Annotated in this window: 16 protein-coding genes; 8 read left to right on the top strand and 8 right to left on the bottom strand. The window is 59.5% G+C overall.

The annotated features are described in order from the left end of the window. Both ACE3NW_RS00695 and ACE3NW_RS00700 read left to right on the top strand, forming a co-directional pair. A complete protein-coding gene (locus tag ACE3NW_RS00695) occupies positions 1–1,026 on the top strand; it encodes a rod shape-determining protein (RefSeq protein WP_374279457.1) in 1,026 nt (341 codons plus the stop codon). Positions 1,027–1,307: 281 nt separating this feature from the next. After that, positions 1,308–2,099 carry an inositol monophosphatase family protein gene (locus ACE3NW_RS00700; protein WP_374279458.1) on the top strand — a complete coding sequence of 264 codons (792 nt, stop codon included), beginning with the start codon at positions 1,308–1,310 and terminating at the stop codon, positions 2,097–2,099. A gap of 21 nt (positions 2,100–2,120) precedes the next feature. Here ACE3NW_RS00700 and ACE3NW_RS00705 read toward each other — a convergent pair whose 3' ends face one another. Next, positions 2,121–2,636 carry an NUDIX hydrolase gene (locus ACE3NW_RS00705; protein WP_374279459.1) on the bottom strand — a complete coding sequence of 172 codons (516 nt, stop codon included), beginning with the start codon at positions 2,634–2,636 and terminating at the stop codon, positions 2,121–2,123. Here ACE3NW_RS00705 and rimI point away from each other — a divergent pair. The 4 genes from rimI to ACE3NW_RS00725 all read left to right on the top strand — a co-directional run bounded on the left by rimI (position 2,635) and on the right by ACE3NW_RS00725 (position 5,460). Beyond that, complete coding sequence (gene rimI / locus ACE3NW_RS00710) at positions 2,635–3,093, top strand: ribosomal protein S18-alanine N-acetyltransferase (protein ID WP_374279460.1); 459 nt, start codon at positions 2,635–2,637, stop codon at positions 3,091–3,093. The genes ACE3NW_RS00705 and rimI overlap by 2 nt on opposite strands. A 14-nt stretch (positions 3,094–3,107) precedes the next feature. After that, a complete protein-coding gene (gene tpiA, locus ACE3NW_RS00715; RefSeq protein WP_374279461.1) occupies positions 3,108–3,872 on the top strand; it encodes a triose-phosphate isomerase in 765 nt (254 codons plus the stop codon). Between the two features lie 52 nt (positions 3,873–3,924). Beyond that, positions 3,925–4,320 (top strand): preprotein translocase subunit SecG, encoded by a 396-nt coding sequence (gene secG, locus ACE3NW_RS00720; RefSeq protein ID WP_374279462.1) that lies wholly within the window; start codon positions 3,925–3,927, stop codon positions 4,318–4,320. Positions 4,321–4,398: 78 nt separating this feature from the next. Next, positions 4,399–5,460, top strand: a complete 1,062-nt coding sequence (locus ACE3NW_RS00725) for a Smr/MutS family protein (protein ID WP_374279463.1) — start codon at positions 4,399–4,401, stop codon at positions 5,458–5,460. Positions 5,461–5,532: 72 nt separating this feature from the next. Here the strand turns inward: ACE3NW_RS00725 and ACE3NW_RS00730 are convergent, their stop codons facing one another. The 6 genes from ACE3NW_RS00730 to xerD all read right to left on the bottom strand — a co-directional run bounded on the left by ACE3NW_RS00730 (position 5,533) and on the right by xerD (position 13,654). Continuing rightward, the gene (locus ACE3NW_RS00730; RefSeq protein WP_374279464.1) at positions 5,533–5,937 is read right to left on the bottom strand and encodes a DnaJ family domain-containing protein; all 405 of its coding nucleotides are present in this window, start codon (positions 5,935–5,937) and stop codon (positions 5,533–5,535) included. Then, entirely contained in the window at positions 5,930–8,659 is a 2,730-nt protein-coding gene (gene mutS, locus ACE3NW_RS00735; RefSeq protein ID WP_374279465.1) for a DNA mismatch repair protein MutS, read from the bottom strand. The genes ACE3NW_RS00730 and mutS overlap by 8 nt, the downstream gene beginning before the upstream one ends. A gap of 108 nt (positions 8,660–8,767) precedes the next feature. After that, positions 8,768–9,190 carry a LapA family protein gene (locus tag ACE3NW_RS00740; protein WP_374279466.1) on the bottom strand — a complete coding sequence of 141 codons (423 nt, stop codon included), beginning with the start codon at positions 9,188–9,190 and terminating at the stop codon, positions 8,768–8,770. A gap of 158 nt (positions 9,191–9,348) precedes the next feature. Continuing rightward, complete coding sequence (locus ACE3NW_RS00745) at positions 9,349–9,885, bottom strand: HIT domain-containing protein (RefSeq protein WP_374279467.1); 537 nt, start codon at positions 9,883–9,885, stop codon at positions 9,349–9,351. Positions 9,886–9,905: 20 nt separating this feature from the next. Then, a complete protein-coding gene (locus tag ACE3NW_RS00750; RefSeq protein ID WP_374279622.1) occupies positions 9,906–12,638 on the bottom strand; it encodes a CBS domain-containing protein in 2,733 nt (910 codons plus the stop codon). An 86-nt stretch (positions 12,639–12,724) separates the two neighbouring features. Beyond that, the gene (gene xerD, locus ACE3NW_RS00755) at positions 12,725–13,654 is read right to left on the bottom strand and encodes a site-specific tyrosine recombinase XerD (protein WP_374279468.1); all 930 of its coding nucleotides are present in this window, start codon (positions 13,652–13,654) and stop codon (positions 12,725–12,727) included. A 177-nt stretch (positions 13,655–13,831) separates the two neighbouring features. Between xerD and folK the strand changes: the two genes are divergently transcribed. Together folK and ACE3NW_RS00765 are read left to right on the top strand one after the other, a co-directional pair. Beyond that, the gene (folK, locus tag ACE3NW_RS00760) at positions 13,832–14,347 is read left to right on the top strand and encodes a 2-amino-4-hydroxy-6-hydroxymethyldihydropteridine diphosphokinase (protein ID WP_374279469.1); all 516 of its coding nucleotides are present in this window, start codon (positions 13,832–13,834) and stop codon (positions 14,345–14,347) included. Between the two features lie 107 nt (positions 14,348–14,454). After that, positions 14,455–14,751 carry a transcriptional regulator gene (locus ACE3NW_RS00765; RefSeq protein WP_374279470.1) on the top strand — a complete coding sequence of 99 codons (297 nt, stop codon included), beginning with the start codon at positions 14,455–14,457 and terminating at the stop codon, positions 14,749–14,751. Between the two features lie 185 nt (positions 14,752–14,936). On the opposite strand, the gene ACE3NW_RS00770 is transcribed toward ACE3NW_RS00765, so the two are convergent. Continuing rightward, positions 14,937–19,268 carry an acyl-CoA dehydratase activase gene (locus tag ACE3NW_RS00770; protein ID WP_374279471.1) on the bottom strand — a complete coding sequence of 1,444 codons (4,332 nt, stop codon included), beginning with the start codon at positions 19,266–19,268 and terminating at the stop codon, positions 14,937–14,939. Positions 19,269–19,470: the final 202 nt, after the last annotated feature.

Consider the following 19,470-nt stretch of genomic DNA (forward strand, 5'->3'; position numbering starts at 1 on the left):
ATGATATTACGGCGTTTTTTCAGATTCTTGTCAAAAGACATCGCCATGGATCTTGGCACTGCCAACACCCTGCTTTACACCAGGGCGCATGGCATAGTGATCAATGAGCCATCGGTGGTGGCCATTGATACGCACAAGAATTCTGTTCTCGCCGTAGGCGCTTCCGCCAAGGAATACCTTGGCCGCACGCCCCAGCGCATCAAGGCCGTGCGCCCCATGAAGGACGGCGTCATCGCCGACTTTGATATCACCCGCGAGATGATCTCGTACTTTGTGCGCAAGGCCATCACCGGTATGCGTCTGGTCAAGCCTTCCATGGTTATCTGCATTCCCACGGGCATCACCCAGGTGGAAAAGCGCGCGGTCATCGACTCGGCCATCATGGCGGGCGCGGCAGATGTGGCCATGGTTGAGGAACCCATGGCTGCGGCCATTGGGGCTGATCTGCCCATTCACGAGCCCCTGGGCAACCTGGTGCTTGATATTGGCGGCGGCACAAGCGAGGTGGCCGTTATCACCCTGGCGGGCATTGCCAATGCCCAGTCTGTGCGTGTGGCGGGCGATGCCATGAACATGGCCGTGCAGCGGTACATGCGCGATGTTTTTCGTATGGAAGTTGGCGACAACACGGCAGAAAATGTAAAGAAAATACTTGGTTCCGCCATGCCCATGCCCAACGCGCCCGTGCTTGAGGTTTCGGGCAAGGATCTGGTGCGCGGCGCACCCCGGGTGGTAAAGGTTACAGAAGGCCACGTGCGCGAGGCCCTGCGCGAACCTGTGCTTGCCATTCTGGGCGCAGTGATGCGCGCTCTTGAAAAGACCCCACCCGAGCTGGCGGCAGATATTTATCGTAACGGCATGCTCATGGCGGGCGGCGGTTCGCTGCTGAAGGGCCTTGACCAGTTTATTGCCAGAGAAACGCGCCTCAAGGTATTTGTGGACAAAGACCCGCTCACAACCGTGTTGCGCGGCACTGCGCGGGCCATGCTGGACAGGCAGCTCTACCACTCTGTATTTATCAACTAGCTCTGTTTTATGGTGTTTTTTGTCTTTCGGCAGCGGTAGAATGCCTTGTTGCCCTGCCAGAGGGCCGCTGGGTTTGCCCCCGTGCAAAATGGCATGTCTGTTGTGCCAGAAAACAGAACGACACCGTAAAACCAGCTTCCCTGAACATTGAATTTCAGGTCTTGCCACGGGCATCTGCAACAGGCCGCGTCAATCCCAACTTAGAACCCTACGCGCTGCGGGGCAACAGCCCTGCGGCTTCTGCGCGTTGCAGCAGTGCTGCCGCACATAAAGGAACAGACATGTTTGCATCACAGGATATTTTGCAAGGCTGCATGGAAATTGTGCGCCAGAGCGGCGACATCATACGCGAGCACTGGGCCAAACCCAGCAACGTGCGGCACAAGGGGCGCATTGATCTGGTTACCCAGACCGATCTGGCCGTGGAAGCTTTTTTGAAGGAAAAACTGGCTGATCTTGTTCCCGGTGCGGCCTTTATGGCAGAGGAGAGCAGCCAGAGCGAGCGCGAGCCAGACGGCCTGTGCTGGATCATCGACCCAGTGGACGGCACAACAAATTTTGTTCACCGTATTCCGCAGGTGGCTACCTCTGTGGCCTTGTGGAACAAGGATCATGTGGAACTGGGCGTGGTCAACATTCCCATGATGGGTGAATGCTTCTGCGCCCGGCGCGGGCAGGGGGCTTTTTTGAATGGCGCTCCCATTGCGGTAAGCCGGGCAGAATCCATTGGTGATGCCCTGGTGTCCACGGGGTTTCCCTACGACTTCACAGGTCGGCTCGAAAGAATACTAGAGCGCCTTGCCATCATGCTGCCCAAGAGCCAGGGCATGCGGCGCATGGGTGCTGCGGCTGTGGACATGGCCTACGTGGCCTGCGGCAGGGTAGACATGTTTTATGAAGAAGGCCTGAAGCCCTGGGATTTTGCCGCTGGTCTGCTGCTGGTGGAAGAAGCCGGGGGCAGGGTTACCAACATGCGCGGCGAGCCCCTGCGATTTGGCGATGTGCTGCTGGCCTCCAACGGTCTGGTACACGCTGAGGCCGTGGAGCTGCTTGGCCCCACAGACGTTTTGTAGGCTGCCGCACGGCCCGCACTGTCAGCGCGGGCGCATCAGCCCTGCCTGCAAAACCGTGCGCAAAAAAGGCGACAGCAGTTCGCCAAAATGCGTGCCCATGCCCCGCAGCTCGTCGTAGTCAACCAGCATGTGCAGGTCGGGATCGCGCACGGCTGTAGACGCCAGCGATACTGGCATGCGGCCTTCGTAAAGTTCAACAAAAGCATTAAAGCTTTCTGGCCCCGGCGGGGAAAGGCCCAGCGGCAGAATGCGGCCATCGTGGCCCCAGTCGTCAAAAAAAAGCTGCTGTGCCTTGCGTTCGCTCGATTGGCCAGCGGGCAGGCGTCCAAAGGACGACAGGCCCCAGCCAAGCCCTGGCCTGTGGGTGAGTAGGGCGCGGCCAAGGCGGTCGCGCACTAGCAGGCCCACGGCCCGATGGTGCAGGCCCTGCCGCAGCACATCCTCCTTGCCCATGACACACAGGGGCGTGTTGTTTTTGTCCACAACCTCCAGCAGGTCTGGAGTGTTGCTTAATGAAGGATAAAGGCTGATTTGCATGAGAGCTTCCACAGAGCGCGACGAACGCCTTCAGGTGCTAGGGCCGCAGCATGCCGCCGCCATGTATGAAATTGAGCGCCAGTGCTTTCCCTTGCCCTGGTCCATAGAGCAGTGCGCGGCGGCCTTTGGACAAAAGGCTTTTTCCGCGCTTGGGCTGTTTCGCAACGAGGCGCTGATTGGCTATATATCAGTGTACCACACGCTGGACGAACTGGAAATACTCAACCTGGCCGTTTTGCCGCACGAGCGGCGGCGGGGGCATGGGCGGCGTATTTTGGGCGTGGTCTTGCGCCTTGCGCGTAAAATGGCTATAAATAAAATCTTGCTTGAAGTCAGGGTGGGCAACAAGCCCGCCATTTGTCTGTATGAAAGCTGCGGCTTCAGGCGAGAGGGCGTGCGCAAAAAGTATTATACCGATACCGGCGAAGACGCTCTTATCTATCTTTGTTCCATCTGATTTTCGAGGAAGCCATGCAAAAGATATTTGCCGCCAACTGGAAGATGTATAAAACCCGCGCCCAGGCCAGCCAGAGCGCAGGTGAACTGGCCAATGGCCTTGGCCAGTTGCCAGCCGGGCACGAAGTTGTTGTTTTTGCTCCATTTACCTCCATCAGCTGCGTGGCCGATGCCTTTAACGGCAAGCCCGCGCTCTCAGCCGGCGGGCAAAACTGCTACCCGGCGGAAGAAGGCGCATTTACGGGTGAAACCTCGCCCGCCATGCTGCGCGACGCTGGCGCAAGCTGGGTGCTGACCGGGCATTCCGAGCGCAGGCACATCATGGGCGAAGACGACGCGCTTGTGGCCCGTAAAACCATTTTTGCCCTGGAACACGGCCTCAACGTGCTGCTGTGCATTGGCGAAACCCTCGACGAGCGCGAGGCTGGCAAACTCAATGCCGTGCTTGAAAAACAGCTTTCTGCCGTTTTTTCGGCCATGCCAGAAAACCTGCGCGGTGCTGCCCTTGTGGGCAGGCTGGCCGTGGGCTATGAACCCGTGTGGGCCATAGGCACGGGCAAGGTCGCCGGGCCGCAGGAAGTGCTGGATGCCCACACTGTAACGCGTGCCCTGCTGCAAAAACTTGTGGGTGAAACAGCAAACAGGCTGCCCATTCTGTATGGCGGCAGCGTCAAGCCGAACAATGCCGCTGGGCTCATGGCCCTTGACAATGTGGATGGCCTTCTGGTAGGTGGAGCGTCTTTAGAAGCACAAAGCTTCTTACAAATTATCGGGGCCTAAACCCCACTTCGGGCGCGCCATCGGGCAGTGGCCGGACGGCGAGGAGGAATTCGTGCAGACTCTCATTCTTACGCTGCATATCATTGTGTGCGTGTTGCTGGTGATTCTTGTGCTGCTTCAGGCGGGCAAGGAAGGCATGGGCGTGATTTTTGGCGGTGGCAACAGCTCTGTGTTTGGCAGCGGCGGCGCGGGCAGCATTCTTGCCAAGCTCACAGCCCTGATGGCCGTGATTTTTGTCGTCACCTCTATCAGCTACACCCTTGTGACCAGCTCGCGTCCTTCCAGTCAGTCTACGATTCTTGACGTGAAGATTGAAGAGCCTGCTGCTCCCCGGCCCGCAGCCCCGGCCGTTAAGCCCGGCGCGGATGCAACCCAGGCCCCTGTGGCTGCTCCTGCTGCCCCTGTCGCTCCTGCCGAGCAGAAAGCACCGGCGCCTGCGGCCCAATAACGGCAGCTTCGTTTACTGTTAAAGCCGCGGCCTGTGCTGCGGCTTTTTTTATTAGCTTAACCGAAGGGTGGGGCTGTTATGTCTGATGCAGACGCTTTTGGTGCAAATCCGTTCCGCACGCTCAATGCCAAGCAGTTTCCTGAAAAGCAGAAACAGGGCGGCGCGCCGCGCAAGCCCGCGCACCAGGGCCATGGCAAACGTGTGATTGCCGCGCCAGCCCCTGGGCAGAATGTGGAAGTTTCGGATGAAGACAGCGAGCTTTTTTTGAACGCCGTAAGCAGTGTCAAACCGACAAAGGGTGCGGCTTCCAAAAAATCCGCATCGTCAGGCACAGGCTTTTCGCTTGAAGAACGTGGTGCGCTGACCAGCATGGCCGATGCCCTGGGCGAAGAACGCGGCAAACCCAAGGACGCTGCAAAGGGCAGGCAAGGCTCTGCCGCGCCCAAGGTTGCTGTTGCCACCCAGGGCAAGGTGCTGGCTGGCGCGCAGGGCAAGCAGCCCCCACGCGTGCAGGCAGCGCCCTCTACCCCCGAAGAATATTTTGCCAATGCCGCCCAGCAGGATATGGACGAGGATGCCGCCGCCTTTTTGACTGCCATGGGTTCGGTAAGCCCGCTTACTGGCAGCGGGCGCGATATTGTTCCTGCGCCAGAGCCGGGCACACCGCCGCCGCATGCGGATACAAGCCTGCAAGATTTTTTGGATGGCAAGCTGGAATTTGCCCTCAGCTTTACGGATGAATACCTTGAGGGCCATGTGGTGGGACTTGACCAGATGATTTTGAACAAGTTGCGCGCCGGAGGCCTGAGCCCAGAGGCCCACCTTGACCTGCACGGGCTCAACGCCATGCAGGCCTTTGAAGCCCTGCGCGGCTTTTTCAAGGGCAGCTGGTACAAGGGGCTGCGCACGGTGCTGGTTGTGCCGGGGCGTGGCCGCAATTCGCCCGACGGCTTTGGCATTCTGCGCGAAAAGCTGCAAAGCTGGCTGACCCAGGATCCTTTCAAGCGGGTGGTGCTGGCCTTCTGTACGGCCCAGCCGCACGATGGCGGCCCCGGCAGCGTGTATGTGCTGCTGCGCAAATACCGCAAAAAGGGCCGCATTTACTGGGAAAGAATGCCCGCAGATTCTGATCTGTACTAATTGACGATAAAAATGGCCGGTTTTCCCGGCCATTTTGTGTTTTTGAGGGGCAGGCGGCGGCAGTGCTGCCGGTCAGCCCATTTTGCGCGAAATGTCAGAAAGCCTGTCCAGCAGGCGGTCGTAGTAGGGGTCGTCCTGTTCCAGATGAATGGGGCGCTGAAAGCGAACCTTGGCCTGCGTGACCATAAAGCGCACTCTTTGCATCTGGCGCACGCGCTCCTGTTCGTCCTCGCAGTGTTCGAGCAGGTCAACCAGCCGGTTGATTTCCTTGCGTTCTGCAAGCTCTGGGGGCAGGCAGCCAGCATTGCGCAGAATTTTGTAGGCCATGCGCATGTCTTCGGGCACGTGGCTGAGGTCTTCAAGCTCCAGCGGCCTGCCAGCACCGGGCAGATTGTCAAAAGCACCCTGCGACTGGGCTTCCTCAATGCGGCGCTCTGCCACAAGCTGGATTACAGACCAGGGATTGGCTTCACTCATGGTTGTTCCCGTCCTGCATGTCTTCTGGCAGTATCTGGGGCACAGCGTCGGGGCTGTCGCTCCACAGTTTTTTCCATTCCATAAGCAGGCGCAGCGCGTCCAGGGGGCTGAGCTCGTCGGGGTTGAGATTGCGCAGCAGCAAGACCAGCGGATGCTCAGATCGCGGCGGTGCGGCGGCAATTTCTGGTAGCTCAGGTTCTTTCTTGGCGGGTTCTGGCAGATTCAGGCCGGGCAGGGAAACCGCAGAAACCACGGTTTTGCGCGCGCTCTCGCGTCCACGTTCCAGCCCCTGCAGGATGGCTCTGGCCCGCTGCACCACCGGGCCGGGAACACCGGCAAGGCGCGCCACTTCCACGCCGTAGCTGCGGTCTGAAGGGCCGGGAACCAGCTTGTGCAAAAAGAGAATGTCGTTGTTGTACTCGCGTATGGCAATGTTCATGGTAAACACGCCGGCAATGCGGCCTTCGAGCGCGGTGAGCTCGTGGTAGTGGGTGGCAAAGAGCGTGCGCAGTTCGCCGCCAGCGCGTTTTGCAAGGTCTTCCACCACGGCCCAGGCAAGGGCCACGCCGTCGTAGGTGCTGGTTCCGCGCCCGATTTCGTCCAGGATCACAAGGCTTCTGCGGGTGGCCTGACGCAGGATGCGGGCCGTTTCCATCATTTCAACCATAAAGGTGCTCTGGCCCTGGGCAAGGTTGTCCGAGGCGCCCACGCGTGAAAACAGGCGGTCTACCAGCCCCAGACGGGCGGCGCTGGCCGGAACCATGGAGCCCATCTGCGCCAGCAGGCAGATTATGGCCACCTGTCGCAGCACGGTTGATTTGCCAGCCATGTTGGGGCCGGTGAGCAGGCACAGGCGACGCCCGGCATCAAGCCTGAAATCGTTGGGCACAAAGTTGGCCCGCCCCAGCATGGCCTCAACCACAGGATGCCGCCCCTCGCGGATGTCGAGGTTGGCCTCTTGGTCAAGTTCGGGTCTGCACCAGTTGTTGTTGCGGCCCACCTGGGCAAGGCTTTGCCAGTAGTCGAGCTGGGCCACCATGTCGGCAGCATGAATGATACGCTCGCGCTGGCTGGCCATGTGGCTGCGCAGCTCCTGAAACAGCGTGTACTCAAGGCTTTTGCGCTTGTCCGATGCAGACAGCAGCTCTTCTTCCAGCTCCTTGAGCTCCACGGTGGTAAAGCGCTCTGCGTTGGCAAGGCTCTGCCTGCGGATGAAATGGAAGGGCAGGGCTCCGCTGTGGGCCGCACGCGTAACCTCGTAATAATAGCCAAACACGCGGTTGTAGCCCAGCTTGAGCTTGCTGATGCCCGTTTTGGCCTGTTCGTCGGCCAGCATGGCTTGCAGCTTTTGTTCGCCGTGTTCGGCCAGGTCAAGCAGGCGGTCGAGCTCTGCATTATAGCCGTTTTTGAACAGGCCGCCGTCTGTGATGACTGCTGGCGGGCTGTCCACAAGGGCGCTTTGCAAAAGGGCCGCGCAGTCGTCCATATTGTCCCACGATTTGAGCACCTCGGCGAGGCTTTTGGGCTGGTCGGCTGCCGCGCTGGTTGCGCCTGTACTGGTCAGCGCGCTGAATACGTCCGGCAGGGCAGCCAGACTGTTGCGCAGGGCGATGAAATCGCGGGGTGCGCCCTGATTCAGGCTGATGCGGGTGGAGAGGCGCTCCAGATCATAAACATTTTTAAGGGCCTCGCGCAGGGCGGCGCGGCGGGCATCATCGGCATGAAAATACGCCACCGCGTCCTGTATGCGCGTGATGGGGCCAAGCTCGCGCCAGGGGTGGCGCAGCATGTCTTCGAGCAGCCTGCCGCCCATGGGGGTCATGGTGTCGTCAAGCGCGTGGCGCAGGGTTCCCTTGCCCTTGCGTCCGTTAAGCCGGGCAAAAATTTCGAGGTTGCGCTCGGTAACGTCGTCAATGATCAGGCGGCGGCCAAGGTCAAGGGGGGCAAAAGGCATGAGGTGGTCGGGATTGCGCATCTGGGTCTGGCCCAGGTAGGCAAGCAAGGCCCCGCAGGCGCGCATGAGCTCTGGCTTGCCCTCAAGGCCCAGCGCCCCCGCCTCGCGCACACCCTGAGCCGCCACAACGCGCTCTGTGGCGCGTTTGAGCTCAAAATGGGCTGCTGGCATGCGCACAAGGCGTATGCCCTCAAGAATGCAGCGAGGGGGCAATTCTGTGCCTTCAGGAACCAGTAGCTCGCGGGGGGCCAGTTTTTGCGCCCACTGCCACAATTCGGCCTCGCGTCTGAATTCAACCCCCGACCACTGGCCGGTCGAAATATCGGCCCAGGCCAGCCCGCCAGCCCCCCCGGTGGACGAAGGGCACATGGCCGCAAGATAGTTGTGGCTTTTGCTGGCCAGATTGGCGTCTTCCAGCACTGTGCCGGGGGTGATCACGCGGGTGACAGCCCGCTTTACCAGCCCCTTTGCCGCCTTGGGGTCTTCTGTCTGGTCGCAGATGGCCACATGGTAGCCCTTGTCGATGAGCTGGGCCACATAGCCCTCGACGGCATGCCACGGCACACCGCACATGGGAATGGGGTTTTCCGTATCCTTGCTGCGGCTGGTAAGGGCAATCTGAAGTTCACGCGCCGCCACCTTGGCGTCGTCGAGAAACAGTTCATAAAAGTCGCCCATGCGGTAAAACAGCAGGGCATCGGGATGCTCTGCCTTGATGCGCATGTACTGCTCAAACATGGGGGTCAGCTTTGCGGGAGCTTCAGACATATGGATTTGTGGGGGTGACGGTGAAGGCCGCACAGTTGCGGCCACAAAAAAATGGTGGCGCTGCCCAGACATCAGCCGAACAGCGCCACAAAACCGATTGCAAAAAAACTAGTGCTTGTCCGGATCGGGAGCCAGGGATTCTTCGGCAGCGGCAGCAACAGCAACGGGGGCCGCAGCTTCGGCCTTGCCGTTCTTGCTCAAAAACTGGGCACGGGCCGTGTCTGCACCAAGCTTTTTCTTGGTTTTTTCCAGCTCGCGTTCAAGGCTGCTGATCTGCCACTTCTGCTTCATCAGGCGGGCAGTAAGGTTGACCTTGTCCCACACCAGAAAGCCCAGGGTCATCAGCGCGCCACAGGCGAAAGCCGCAATGACCAGAAAATAGAAGGGCAGCGCGATGGAAGACATGGCGGGAACAAAGAACAGGTTGAGCGTGAGCACCATGCTCTGTGAAAGGGCACCCTGGTTCTGAAAAAAGAACACGAGCGCAAGAAAGAACACGACCGCGAGCAATAATACCTTGATATACCGCATAGACATACTCCTCAGGCTAAATAAAGCTATCTCAAAAAAACTTCACGGGCTTTTTGAGAATGCCGCATCGCCCAAGAGGGCACAGCATCGCGCTCTCCAGCCGGTCTTTGTCGCCCCCAGCGAAAAAGACAATCCCCGCCACAGGGTCAAGCCGCACGTTATGTGCCGCTGCCTTCCTGCCCCGGCGTGGAACCAGCGCGGTTGCCGATAGCCGCGCCATTCGTGAAATACGGTTTCATTACCGAGTAGGTTCGGCTCAAATGTTCGGGCATGGTGCGCACTTCATCAAATACTGCCATAAATGAAGAATCGCCGTTCCATCGCGGAACCAGGTGAAAATGCAGATGCTCGCGTATACCCGCGCCCGCAGCCTGCCCCTGGTTGAGGCCGATGTTTATGCCTTCACAGTTAAAGTGTTGCTTTAAGATTGTGGTGCAAAGTTGAAGAAGATCCATGATTTCATGGGTTTCCTCCGGCTTCAGGTCTGCCAGCATCATTACATGCCTGTAAGGGCAAACCATGATGTGCCCGTTATTATACGGGAACTTGTTCATGATTACAAAGGCCCTTTGCCCCCGGTGCAAGACCAGCCTTTGTTCGTCCTCTGCCGTATGGTCTGGCAGGCAGAACACGCAGGAATCCGGCTTGGGGCCAAGAATATATTCGATGCGCCATGGAGCCCAAAGTTGTTTCATAGTTGTTTTCTATACACCTCTTATAAACGCTGGGCAAGTGAAGAATTCCGACTGGTTTGTTCTTCATTGCCAGTGGCTGATATTTCGTTTTTTGCGGCATCTGCCGTTTCTGTCACCACCAGATTGCGGGCAAGCGCCAGCTGCTGCTCCTGGCTTGTGGCCTGACCGTCAAGCTTTGCCGCCAGCACGGCCTCAAGAATACGGCCAAAGGCAGGCCCGGGTTGCAGGCCCATGGCGCGCAGATCTTCGCCGCTTACATTGGCTTTTTCCCTGCGCCACTGGGTGATGTAGCGCGATATGTTTTTTTGCAGCGCGGCATCGCTTACGTCGGCCATGAGGTAGAGCAGAAATTCGAGCGAAAGTGGCCGCAGCATGGCGCAAAGGGTGCTGATTTTTTCCTGTGTGGCATCGTGGTCTTTTTGCCACGATTCAAGTTTGCCCCGCAGATTGCGCATGTGCTCTCGCTGCCTGAAAACCTCTGCCCGCTGGGGTTCTGGCAGGCCCATGCGCTGGTAGTGGTTGGCGGTATCGGCATAGCTCATATTGTGGTTGAGGGCCAGAAAATAGGCCAGCCACGGCTGCGCGGCCTGCTCAAAATACAGCAGCCTGTACCAGGTAAGAGTCTCCTGAAGCCGCAGCAACAGGCTCTTTTTGGTAGGGTTGAGTGAAAGCAGGGGGGAGATTGCCTCAAGCACGCCAAGCTGGTCGAGCCGTGCAATGCAGGCCGTGGGGTCATCCTCGTCACAGATGTGCTGAAATTCGTGGAACAGCCTAAAACCAGAGAGCTTGTCCATGAGATTGAGCTTGAGGGCGTTTTTGATGAGCTTTTCCGTGCCTGTCCCGATATGGAAGTTGTAGCGCTGCTCAAAACGCACGGCACGCAGGCAGCGGGTGGGGTCTTCAACAAAGCTCAGGGTGTGCAGAACACGTATGATCCGCTCTTTTATGTCGCGCTGCCCGCCAAAAAAATCCACCAGCTGGCCAAAGGGCTCGCAGTCAAGCCGCACGGCCAGCGCGTTGATGGCAAAATCGCGCCGAAAAAGATCCATTTTGATGGACGAAAGCTCCACCGTGGGCAGGGCTGCCGGGTATTCGTAATATTCCAGCCGGGCCGTGGCTACGTCTATGCGTGCCTCTGCCCCGTTTTCGTCCTTGTAGATGACCACCGAGGTCAGAAATTTCTGGTGTTCGCGCACCCGGCCATTGAGTTCCTTGGCCAGCGCCCGTGCCAGCGTGATGCCATTGCCCTCAACCACCAGATCAATATCCTGATTGGGGCGTTGCAGCAAAAGGTCGCGTACAAAGCCGCCAACAGTGTACACCGGCAGGCCGAGCTGCCGGCCAAGCCTGCCCGCAAGATGCAGCAGATCGCGGCTGGCGCGGGGCAGCCTGTCCTGTATGATTTTGCCGAGGTTGCGTTCCTTGCTGCCAGTGGTGCGCGGTTCGGGCATGTGGCCCGGTTCCTGGGCAAATACGTTGATAAGGTCGGTGCGCGTAACCACGCCGATGACCCTGCTGCCGTCCACAATGGGTACAAGCCGCTGGCGGCCGCCCACAATGGTGCTTGTAAGATCCTTGAGCGTTGCCTCGGGGGGCAGGGTGGTTATGCGGCGGGTCATGTAGTCTTCTACCGTGGCAGCCCCAAGGCCGTGGGCGCTGGCGCGCGAGGCCGTAAGGGCATCGAGCAGGCCCACGCACTGGCGTGTGCCGGGTTCGAACACCGGCACTGCCTTGAGCCCAAAATGCAGCATGAGCTCGTCGGCTTCGTGAATGGTGGCGCTGGCCTCGACACCCACTGCCGGTGACGACATGTATTCACGCGCGGTCTTGTCGGGGTAGGCCTGGGCGTACAGATGCCGCAGAATCACGTCGCGCACTTCGTGTACGGTCATGGTGCGCACAGAGGCCGAGGCCGCGTAGGCATGCCCGCCGCCGCCAAGGGCCGCGCAGATGTCGCCCACGTTGATGGATTCGTTGCGGCTGCGAGCCACCACCTGAATGCGGTCGTCCATAAGGCCGATGGCAAAGAGCACGGGAAATTTTTCCATTTCCATGAGGCGGTGCGCCAGATAGGCAAAATCACCCAGATAATGTTCCATGGCCGCTTCAGAAAGCGTAACCTGAACATTGTTGATGCTGTATGTCTGGGTGGATTCAAGCAGGCTGTTGAGCGCCTGAATGTGCAGGCTTGTCAGCTCGTGGGCGGCAAGTGCGTCGATGCGGTTCACATCCATGCCCATGCCCAGCAGCCAGGCGGCAGCCTGAAAATCGGCCTGCGTGGTGGAAGAATAGGTAAACGAGCCCGTATCGCCGTAAATGCCAAGGCCCAACAGGGTGGCGTCGTCTGCGCTCAGGCTCAGGCCGCGCCCGGCAATGGCCTGCACGATGAGGCTGGTAACCGAGCCAATGTGGGCCATGTGGGTGTGCGGGCTTGTGATGTCGTCGGTGGAGTCGGGGTGGTGATCCCACAGTTCAACGGTCACGTCATCCCTGTCGAGCAGCTGGGCAACATGGCTGATGCGCCCGCGCTGGCGGGTATCCACAACCACCAGACGCGTTATGTCCTTCCACGGAATAGCCGCTGTTTCCACAATGCCCAGCGCTGGCAGATCCAGCCCGGCAACCAGTTTTTGCAGACCGCGCTCCTGCGTGCCGGGAAAGAGCAGCACGTGGGGCGCGTACAAAAAGCGCGCGGCCAGCATGCCGGCAAAAGCGTCAAAATCTGCGTTGGCGTGGCATGTGACAAGGGTAATGCCCTCTGCATTCTGCTGGGTGGGAACCTCGGTAGCAGAGGAAGCTGAAGAAGTTGCCGCCTGTGGCGGAGTTTCCGGCGCGGGAATCACTGGCGGCTCCGGGGATGGAATTGGTGGTGTATGCCCCGCAGGCGGTCTGCCTGCACGTGGGTGTAAATTTCTGTGGCGCTGATGTCGGCATGACCCAGAAGCATCTGTACGGCACGCAGATCTGCGCCGCCTTCAAGCAGGTGCGTGGCAAACGAATGCCTGAAGGTGTGCGGCGAAATGGCCCGGCGAATTCCCGCCTCAAGAGCGTATTTTTTGACCATCTTCCATACGTATTGTCGCGTGAGCCCCCGGCCAGAGCGGTTTACAAACAGCTGGTTGCCCGTAGGCGTAAATTCGGGCCTGCATGTGGCAAGGTACTGGGCCAGCATTTGCTGCATCTGGTCGTGCAGCGGCACAAGCCTTTCTTTGGAACCCTTGCCAAATACGCGCACCAGACCGCGCTGCATGTCCAGATCGGGCACGCACATGGCGCACAGCTCTGAAACGCGCAGTCCGGCAGCGTATAAAAGCTCAAGCATGCAGCGGTCGCGCTTGCCGCACTTGTCGCGCAGGTCTGGCTGGGCAAGCAGGGAATCCATTTCGTCTCTGGTGAGCACCTCTGGCAGGTGCTGGGGCAGCTTGGGGTTTTCAAGCAGCTCTGCCGGATTTTTTTTCAGTCTTCCTTCGTCTACGGCAAAGGCAAAAAATGCCCGCAGGGCCGAGAGCCTTCGGGCCAGGGTGCGCCCGGTGTTTTGCCGCGCCCGCAGCCAGGCGAGGTACAAAAAGATTTCCTGTTCGTCGGGGTCACGCAGGGATTCTGGGTCTGAACCTTGCGCAAGTTCCTGACGATACAGAAAAAAGCTTTCAAGATCCTGCCCGTAGGCCTCTACGGTGTTAGAAGACAGCCCGCGCTGGGCCAGCAAAAAATCTTGCCATATGGGCAGCAGGCTTGCCAGGGCAAGGGTTTTGGTGCGTGGTTGTGCCATGCGATCATGCTAGCCGCCTTGGCACAATGGGGCAAGTGCTTTGCCCTGAATGTGGGCAGGGGAACCCGCCAGAATATTTCGTAATCGGGCGCTGGCTGTTGGGGCTTTATCCTTGCAGACAAAAAAGGTATAATTTGCGGATAAGGACTAACAATTCAGCAACAGCGCGGGAATATGATGGCAGACCAGCCGGTTTTACGGGCCTATGTGAGCCTTGGCTCCAACTGCGAGTCAGCGGCGGCCATGCTTGAGGAAGCGCGCGCCGCCCTGGCGGCCTTGCCCCATATGCTGTTGGGCGCAGTTTCACCAGTTTACCGCACTGAACCGCAGGAATACGCCGACCAGCCCTGGTTTCTTAATCAGGTGGTTGAGCTTTTTCCGGCTGAAGTCTGGCAGCCGTGCAGTCTTGTGGATGCCCTGCTGGAGCTGGAGGTCCGGCTTGGTCGGGTGCGCAGCGCAGACCCGGCCCTTCGGTACGGGCCGCGTGTGATTGATGCCGATCTGCTGGTTTTTGGGCAGGTGCGCAGCACAGACCCGCACTGCATTGTGCCGCATCCGCGCCTCACTGCCAGGGCCTTTGCCCTGCGCCCGCTGCTTGACGTGGCCCCCCGGCTTGTGGTTGATGGCTTGCCCGTCAGCCAATGGTTGGAGCGGCTTGACTGCCGCGTGGAAGGGGACAGAATTTTTCAGTGACGCGTGTTGCCCTCTATGATATTGTCTTCCACGGCTTTTACAGATGCCTTAAAGGGCTGCACCCCAGCCGCATGCGACCCGTGCCACGGGATCAAGGAGCATAACAGATGGTAAAGTGGCTTATTCTGATTTTGGCGGGCTACGCCCTATATCGCCTTTTTGCCAATGATTTGATCAAGAAGAAAAAGGAAAGCAAGCAGGAAAGCGCCGCAGAAACCGAGCGCAAAGTTGCTGCCGGTGAGCTGGTGAAAGACCCGGAATGCGGCGCATATGTTGCCGTGGACGGTTCTATTACCGTGCGTGACGGCGAAACGGTACACCGTTTTTGCAGCTACGAATGCCGCGACAAGTTTTTGCAGCGCCTTCAGGAAGGTGGCCGCGAACTGCCCCCGCGCGAAGAATAGTTTTTTCTCACCACAAAACAGCCCGCCCCCATCGTCTGTTGTTCCTGTTATGCTTCTGTGAGCTGGCCGGGGCAGACTGGCTGGCTAGTCTGGCGCGTCATAGCGTGCTGACCGGGCAAAATGCGCGTATATCAAGCGGCAAATCAAGGGTACCCACAGCTGACCCTTGATTTGCCGCTTTTGCCTTATTGCCAGTAATCCCCAGGGCTGTATCCTCCCGCGCCGCTGTAGGTGTGGCGTGCATGGCGGGCGGCTTCTTCCCTTTCTTTTTCCTTTTCTCTCGCAATGGCCATGAACAGCCGAATGCGGTTGAGCTGGTTGGCCTCGCTGCTGCCGGGGTCGTAGTCGAGTGCCATTATGTTGGCCTCTGAACGCTGGCGGCGCACGGCCTTGAACGCTCCGCGCCCCACCACATGGTTTGGCAGGCAGCCAAAGGGTTGCAGACACAGAATATTGCTGGTTCCGTGTTCCAGAAATTCCAGCATTTCGGCTGGCAGCAGCCAGCCCTCGCCAGCGCTGTTGCCAAGCGACATAACGCTTTGGCCCAGGCGGGCCAGGTCGTCTATGTGGGCCACGGGCATAACGTGGGCGCTCAGCGGCGAGGTGTTGAGCGCGCCGCGCATGTATCGCCGCACTCCTTCAATACGCCGCATCACAAGGCTGTTGCCAAGAGCCGCCCAGGCGCTGCCGCCCTGATACCGCCAGTCGTACACCGCGTCGCGCAGGCAGTAGAGCATAAAGTTGGTAAAATCTGGCAGCAGGGGTTCGCCTCCCTCCTGTCTGATCTGTTCCACAATATGGTTGTTGGCGTCAGCATGGTAGGTAAGCAGAATTTCACCCACCACGGCAACGCGGGGACGCGGGGTCAGCTGGGTGTGTATGCTGGCAAAGTCACGCACCAGCCGGGGCAGAAGTTGTCGCAGGGCGGATTCGTCTCCCTTGCGGATTATTGGCGAGATGGTTTGCAGCCAGTGCTGCACGCGGTCTTCTGTCTGACCGGCGGTGCATTCGTATGTTCCCGTAAACAGCGAAAGCCTTTGCAGCATGTCGCCCGCAAGCATGCCAAGCAGCATGCGCCAGAGCATGGCCTTGTCTGGCCGCAGGCCCGGCTGGCTTTCTGTGCCGGAAGAATTGATGGTGAGCACGGGAATGGGGTCGTAACCGCATTCCAGCAGGGCCTTGCGCAGCAGGGCCGGGTAGTTGCTCGCCCGGCAGGGCCCGCAGGTTTGCGAAAGCAGCAGAGCCGTGCGGCGCGGGTCGAGCCCGCCACTGCGCAGGGCATGCAGCAGTTGTCCAATGGCCACAATGGCAGGGTAGCAGGCATCGTTGTTTACATAGGCCTGCCCAAGGCTTACCGCCTCGGTACTTACGGTGGGCAGCAAACGCACGGTATGGCTGTTGCCAGCGATGGCCTCGGTTATGAAGGGCAGATGCAGTGGGGCCATTTGCGGCACAAGAATGGTGTGCGTGCCAGCATCGCGCTTGCTGAACACCGGCACGCCGGGCGTGGGTGCGCAGTTTTTTGCCCGATCGGCAGTGCTCACCGCCAGCAGTGAGCGGATGCGGATGCGTGCCGAAGCCAGGGCGTTGCCCTCGTCCATCTTGATGAGCGTGTACAGCTTGCCGTGGGCGCGCATGAGTTCGCGCATCTGGTCGGCGGTGATGGCATCAATGCCGCAGCCAAACGAGGTGAGCTGCACAAGCTCCACACGGGCATTGCCGTGGTCGGCCTCGCAGGCCCACAGGCCCGCCCGGTAGAGCCGCGCCGCGTAGGTCCACTGGTTGCGCGCCCGCAGGGTAAAGGCCATGCGGTGTGCTATCCAGCTGCGCGGCAGGGCGTCCTCGCTCACCACGGCAGTACCTAGCGAGGCGATAAAGTCGGGCAGGCCGTGGTGTACCTGCGGGTCGGTGTGGTAGGGACGCCCGGCAAGCACCACCATTGTGCCCCTGTTTCGCAGGGTTTCGCTGTAGATGTGCTCTGCCTCGGCACGCAGCTCACGCAGATAGTGTGCCTGCTCATGCCGTGCGGCGCGCACGGCGGCGCGCACTTCTCCCCTGGGCAGGTTGAATTCGCGGCACAGGTTGCGCACAAGCGACGCCGTGTGGGTGAGGTTAACAAAGGGCGCGTGCAGCACAGCTCCAGCATCCTTGATTTCTGGCAGATTCTCGCGCACCACCTGCGGGTAGCCGCAGGCCACCGGGCAGGAGAATGAATCGCACATTTCGGCAAATTCCTGCGCCTCGCGGGGTATGCAGGGAAAGAATATGCTCTTGATGCCGCTTTCCAGCAGAGCCAGCACATGGCCGTGCGCCAGTTTGGCCGGATAGCAGACACTCTGCGAGGGAACAGAAGACAGGCCCGCCGCAAACAGGGCCCGGCTGGTGGGCGGTGAAACCTCAACCCTGAAGCCCAGCGAGGTGAACAGGGTGAACCAGAAAGGATAGTGGGCGTAGACGTTGAGCACCCTGGGTATGCCCAGCCTGCCACGTGGGGCGGATTCGAGCGGCAGCGGCTCGTAACGGAAAAGCCGCTGGTTTTTCCAGGCAACAAGGTTGGGGGCGGTGACTGTTGCGCCGCGCCGCGATTCGCTGAACCTGTCGCACCTGTTGCCCGCAATGTGGCGCGAACCGTGCGAGAAGCGCGTTTCGGTGAGCAGGCAGTTGTTGCCGCAGTCGCGGCAGCGAAAGCTGCGCGTGCGCATGGCCAGGCCGCGTATGTGCGAAGCCGTGATGGACGAACGCAGGCTTGTGCATTCAGCCTTGTTGCGGGCCTCAAGCGCTGCTCCGTAGGCTCCCATAAGGCCGGACGAGGCAGGCCGGTGTACATGACGGCCAAGGGTGCGCTCCATGGCGCAGAGCAGGGCATCGTTGAGAAAAGCTCCGCCCTGAACCACCACATGCTCGCCCAGTTCTGCTGTGTTCTTGATGCGCAGCACCTTGTCGAGAGCATTACGCACCACAGAATAGCACAGGCCTGCGGCAATGTCGGCAATGGGCAGGCCGTCTTTTTGTGCCTGGGTGACGCGGGAATTCATGAATACCGTGCAGCGCGAGCCAAGATCAGCCGGGTGGGCCGCGTAGAGCGAAATGGCAACAAATTCCTGCATGCTCAGCCCAAGGCCACGGGCAAAACTTTCCAGAAACGCACCGCACCCGGCAGAGCAGGCTTCGTTGAGGCTCACGTCGCTGATGACGCCGTTATCGATCTTGAGGCACTTCATGTCCTGGCCGCCAATATCAATAACATAGCTCACTTCGGGAACCAGCCGAGTGGCCGCCTTGAAATGGGCCAGGGTTTCCACCAGCACGCTGTCCACCCCGAGGGCAGATTCTGCAAGGTGCGCCCCGTATCCGGTTGCCCCGGAAGAAGAAAGCCACGCCCCTTCTGGGATGCGGTCGAGCATGTCGGCCAGGGGCGGCAGCAGGGTTTGCAGGGGGTTGCCACCGTTGGAGGCATAGCACGAATCAAGAACGCGCTGCTCGTCATCAACCAGCACGGCCTTGACCGTTGTTGAGCCCAGGTCGAGCCCAAGAAAGAGCGGGCCGCGAGCCGTGCATATATCCGCGCTGGGCAGCACGCTTGTGGTGGCGTGCCGCTGGCAAAACCGGGCGTATTCGTCGTTATCGGCAAACATGCCGGGCAATATCTTGTCTGCGCTCACCCTGGGGGTGTGCGAAAGGCTGCCCGCCAGCACTGCCAGATCGGCAAGATTGTGCGGCAGGGCTGAATCTTCGGCTGATATGGCGCAGTGGGCAGCGCCAATGGCAGCCGTACACTGCGCATGTGGCAGGTGGGCAATGTGCTGGGGTGCAAGGTCGAGATTGTTGACAAACAGCTTTTTCAGCTCTGGCAAAAAGTGCAGCGGCCCGCCCAAAAAAGCCACCTTGCCCGTAATGGGTCTGCCGCAGGCAAGCCCGCCGATGGTTTGTTCAACCACTGCCTGAAAGATGGATGCCGCGATATCTTCGCGAGAAACACCGCCGTTGAGCAGGGGCACGATATCTGTTTTGGCAAAAACGCCGCAACGCGAAGCAATGGGGTACAGGGTTGTGTGGCGCGAGGCCAGATCGTTGAGGCCGCCAGCATCGGTGCTGAGCAGGCGGGCCATCTGGTCGATGAATGCCCCGGTTCCGCCAGCGCACGATTCGTTCATGCGCAGTTCCACATCCTGCCCAAGGTAGAGCAGTTTTGCGTCTTCGCCGCCAAGCTCGACCGCAACCGAAGTATCGGGCGCGCCGTGTGCAATGGCGCGGGCCGTTGCCAGCAGTTCTTGTACAAAAAGAATGGAGAGCTGATTGCTGAGATCTAGAGCGCCGGAGCCTGTCATGGCGCAACGCACGGTGGCGGAGGGGTAGAGCTGTGAAACCTCGGCAAGCAGATTTGCCAGGGTGGCGCGAACCGCCGTGCCGTGACGGCAGTAGCGTGTTTCGGCAACTGTGCCGTCTGCGTGCAGCAGCGCCAGTTTGACTGTGGTGGAACCGATGTCCAGACCAAGATAAAATAGTGGTGGAGACACGTACAAGTCCTCACATGATACAGGTGTATGTGATTCGGGCCTGATGTCTTCGTGAAAGCCATGTCAGAGATCATTGGCATTCTTTCATAGATTCAGGCTATACTTGAACGTGTCTAAAACACAAGCCCTTCTTTGCAAAAAAGAAAGGCCTGTGCAACTGATCAGTTTCCAAAGGAAGCGTATCGTTGCACAGGCCGTGAAT

The organism is Desulfovibrio sp., from assembly GCF_041907885.1.
Classification (GTDB): domain Bacteria; phylum Desulfobacterota; class Desulfovibrionia; order Desulfovibrionales; family Desulfovibrionaceae; genus Desulfovibrio.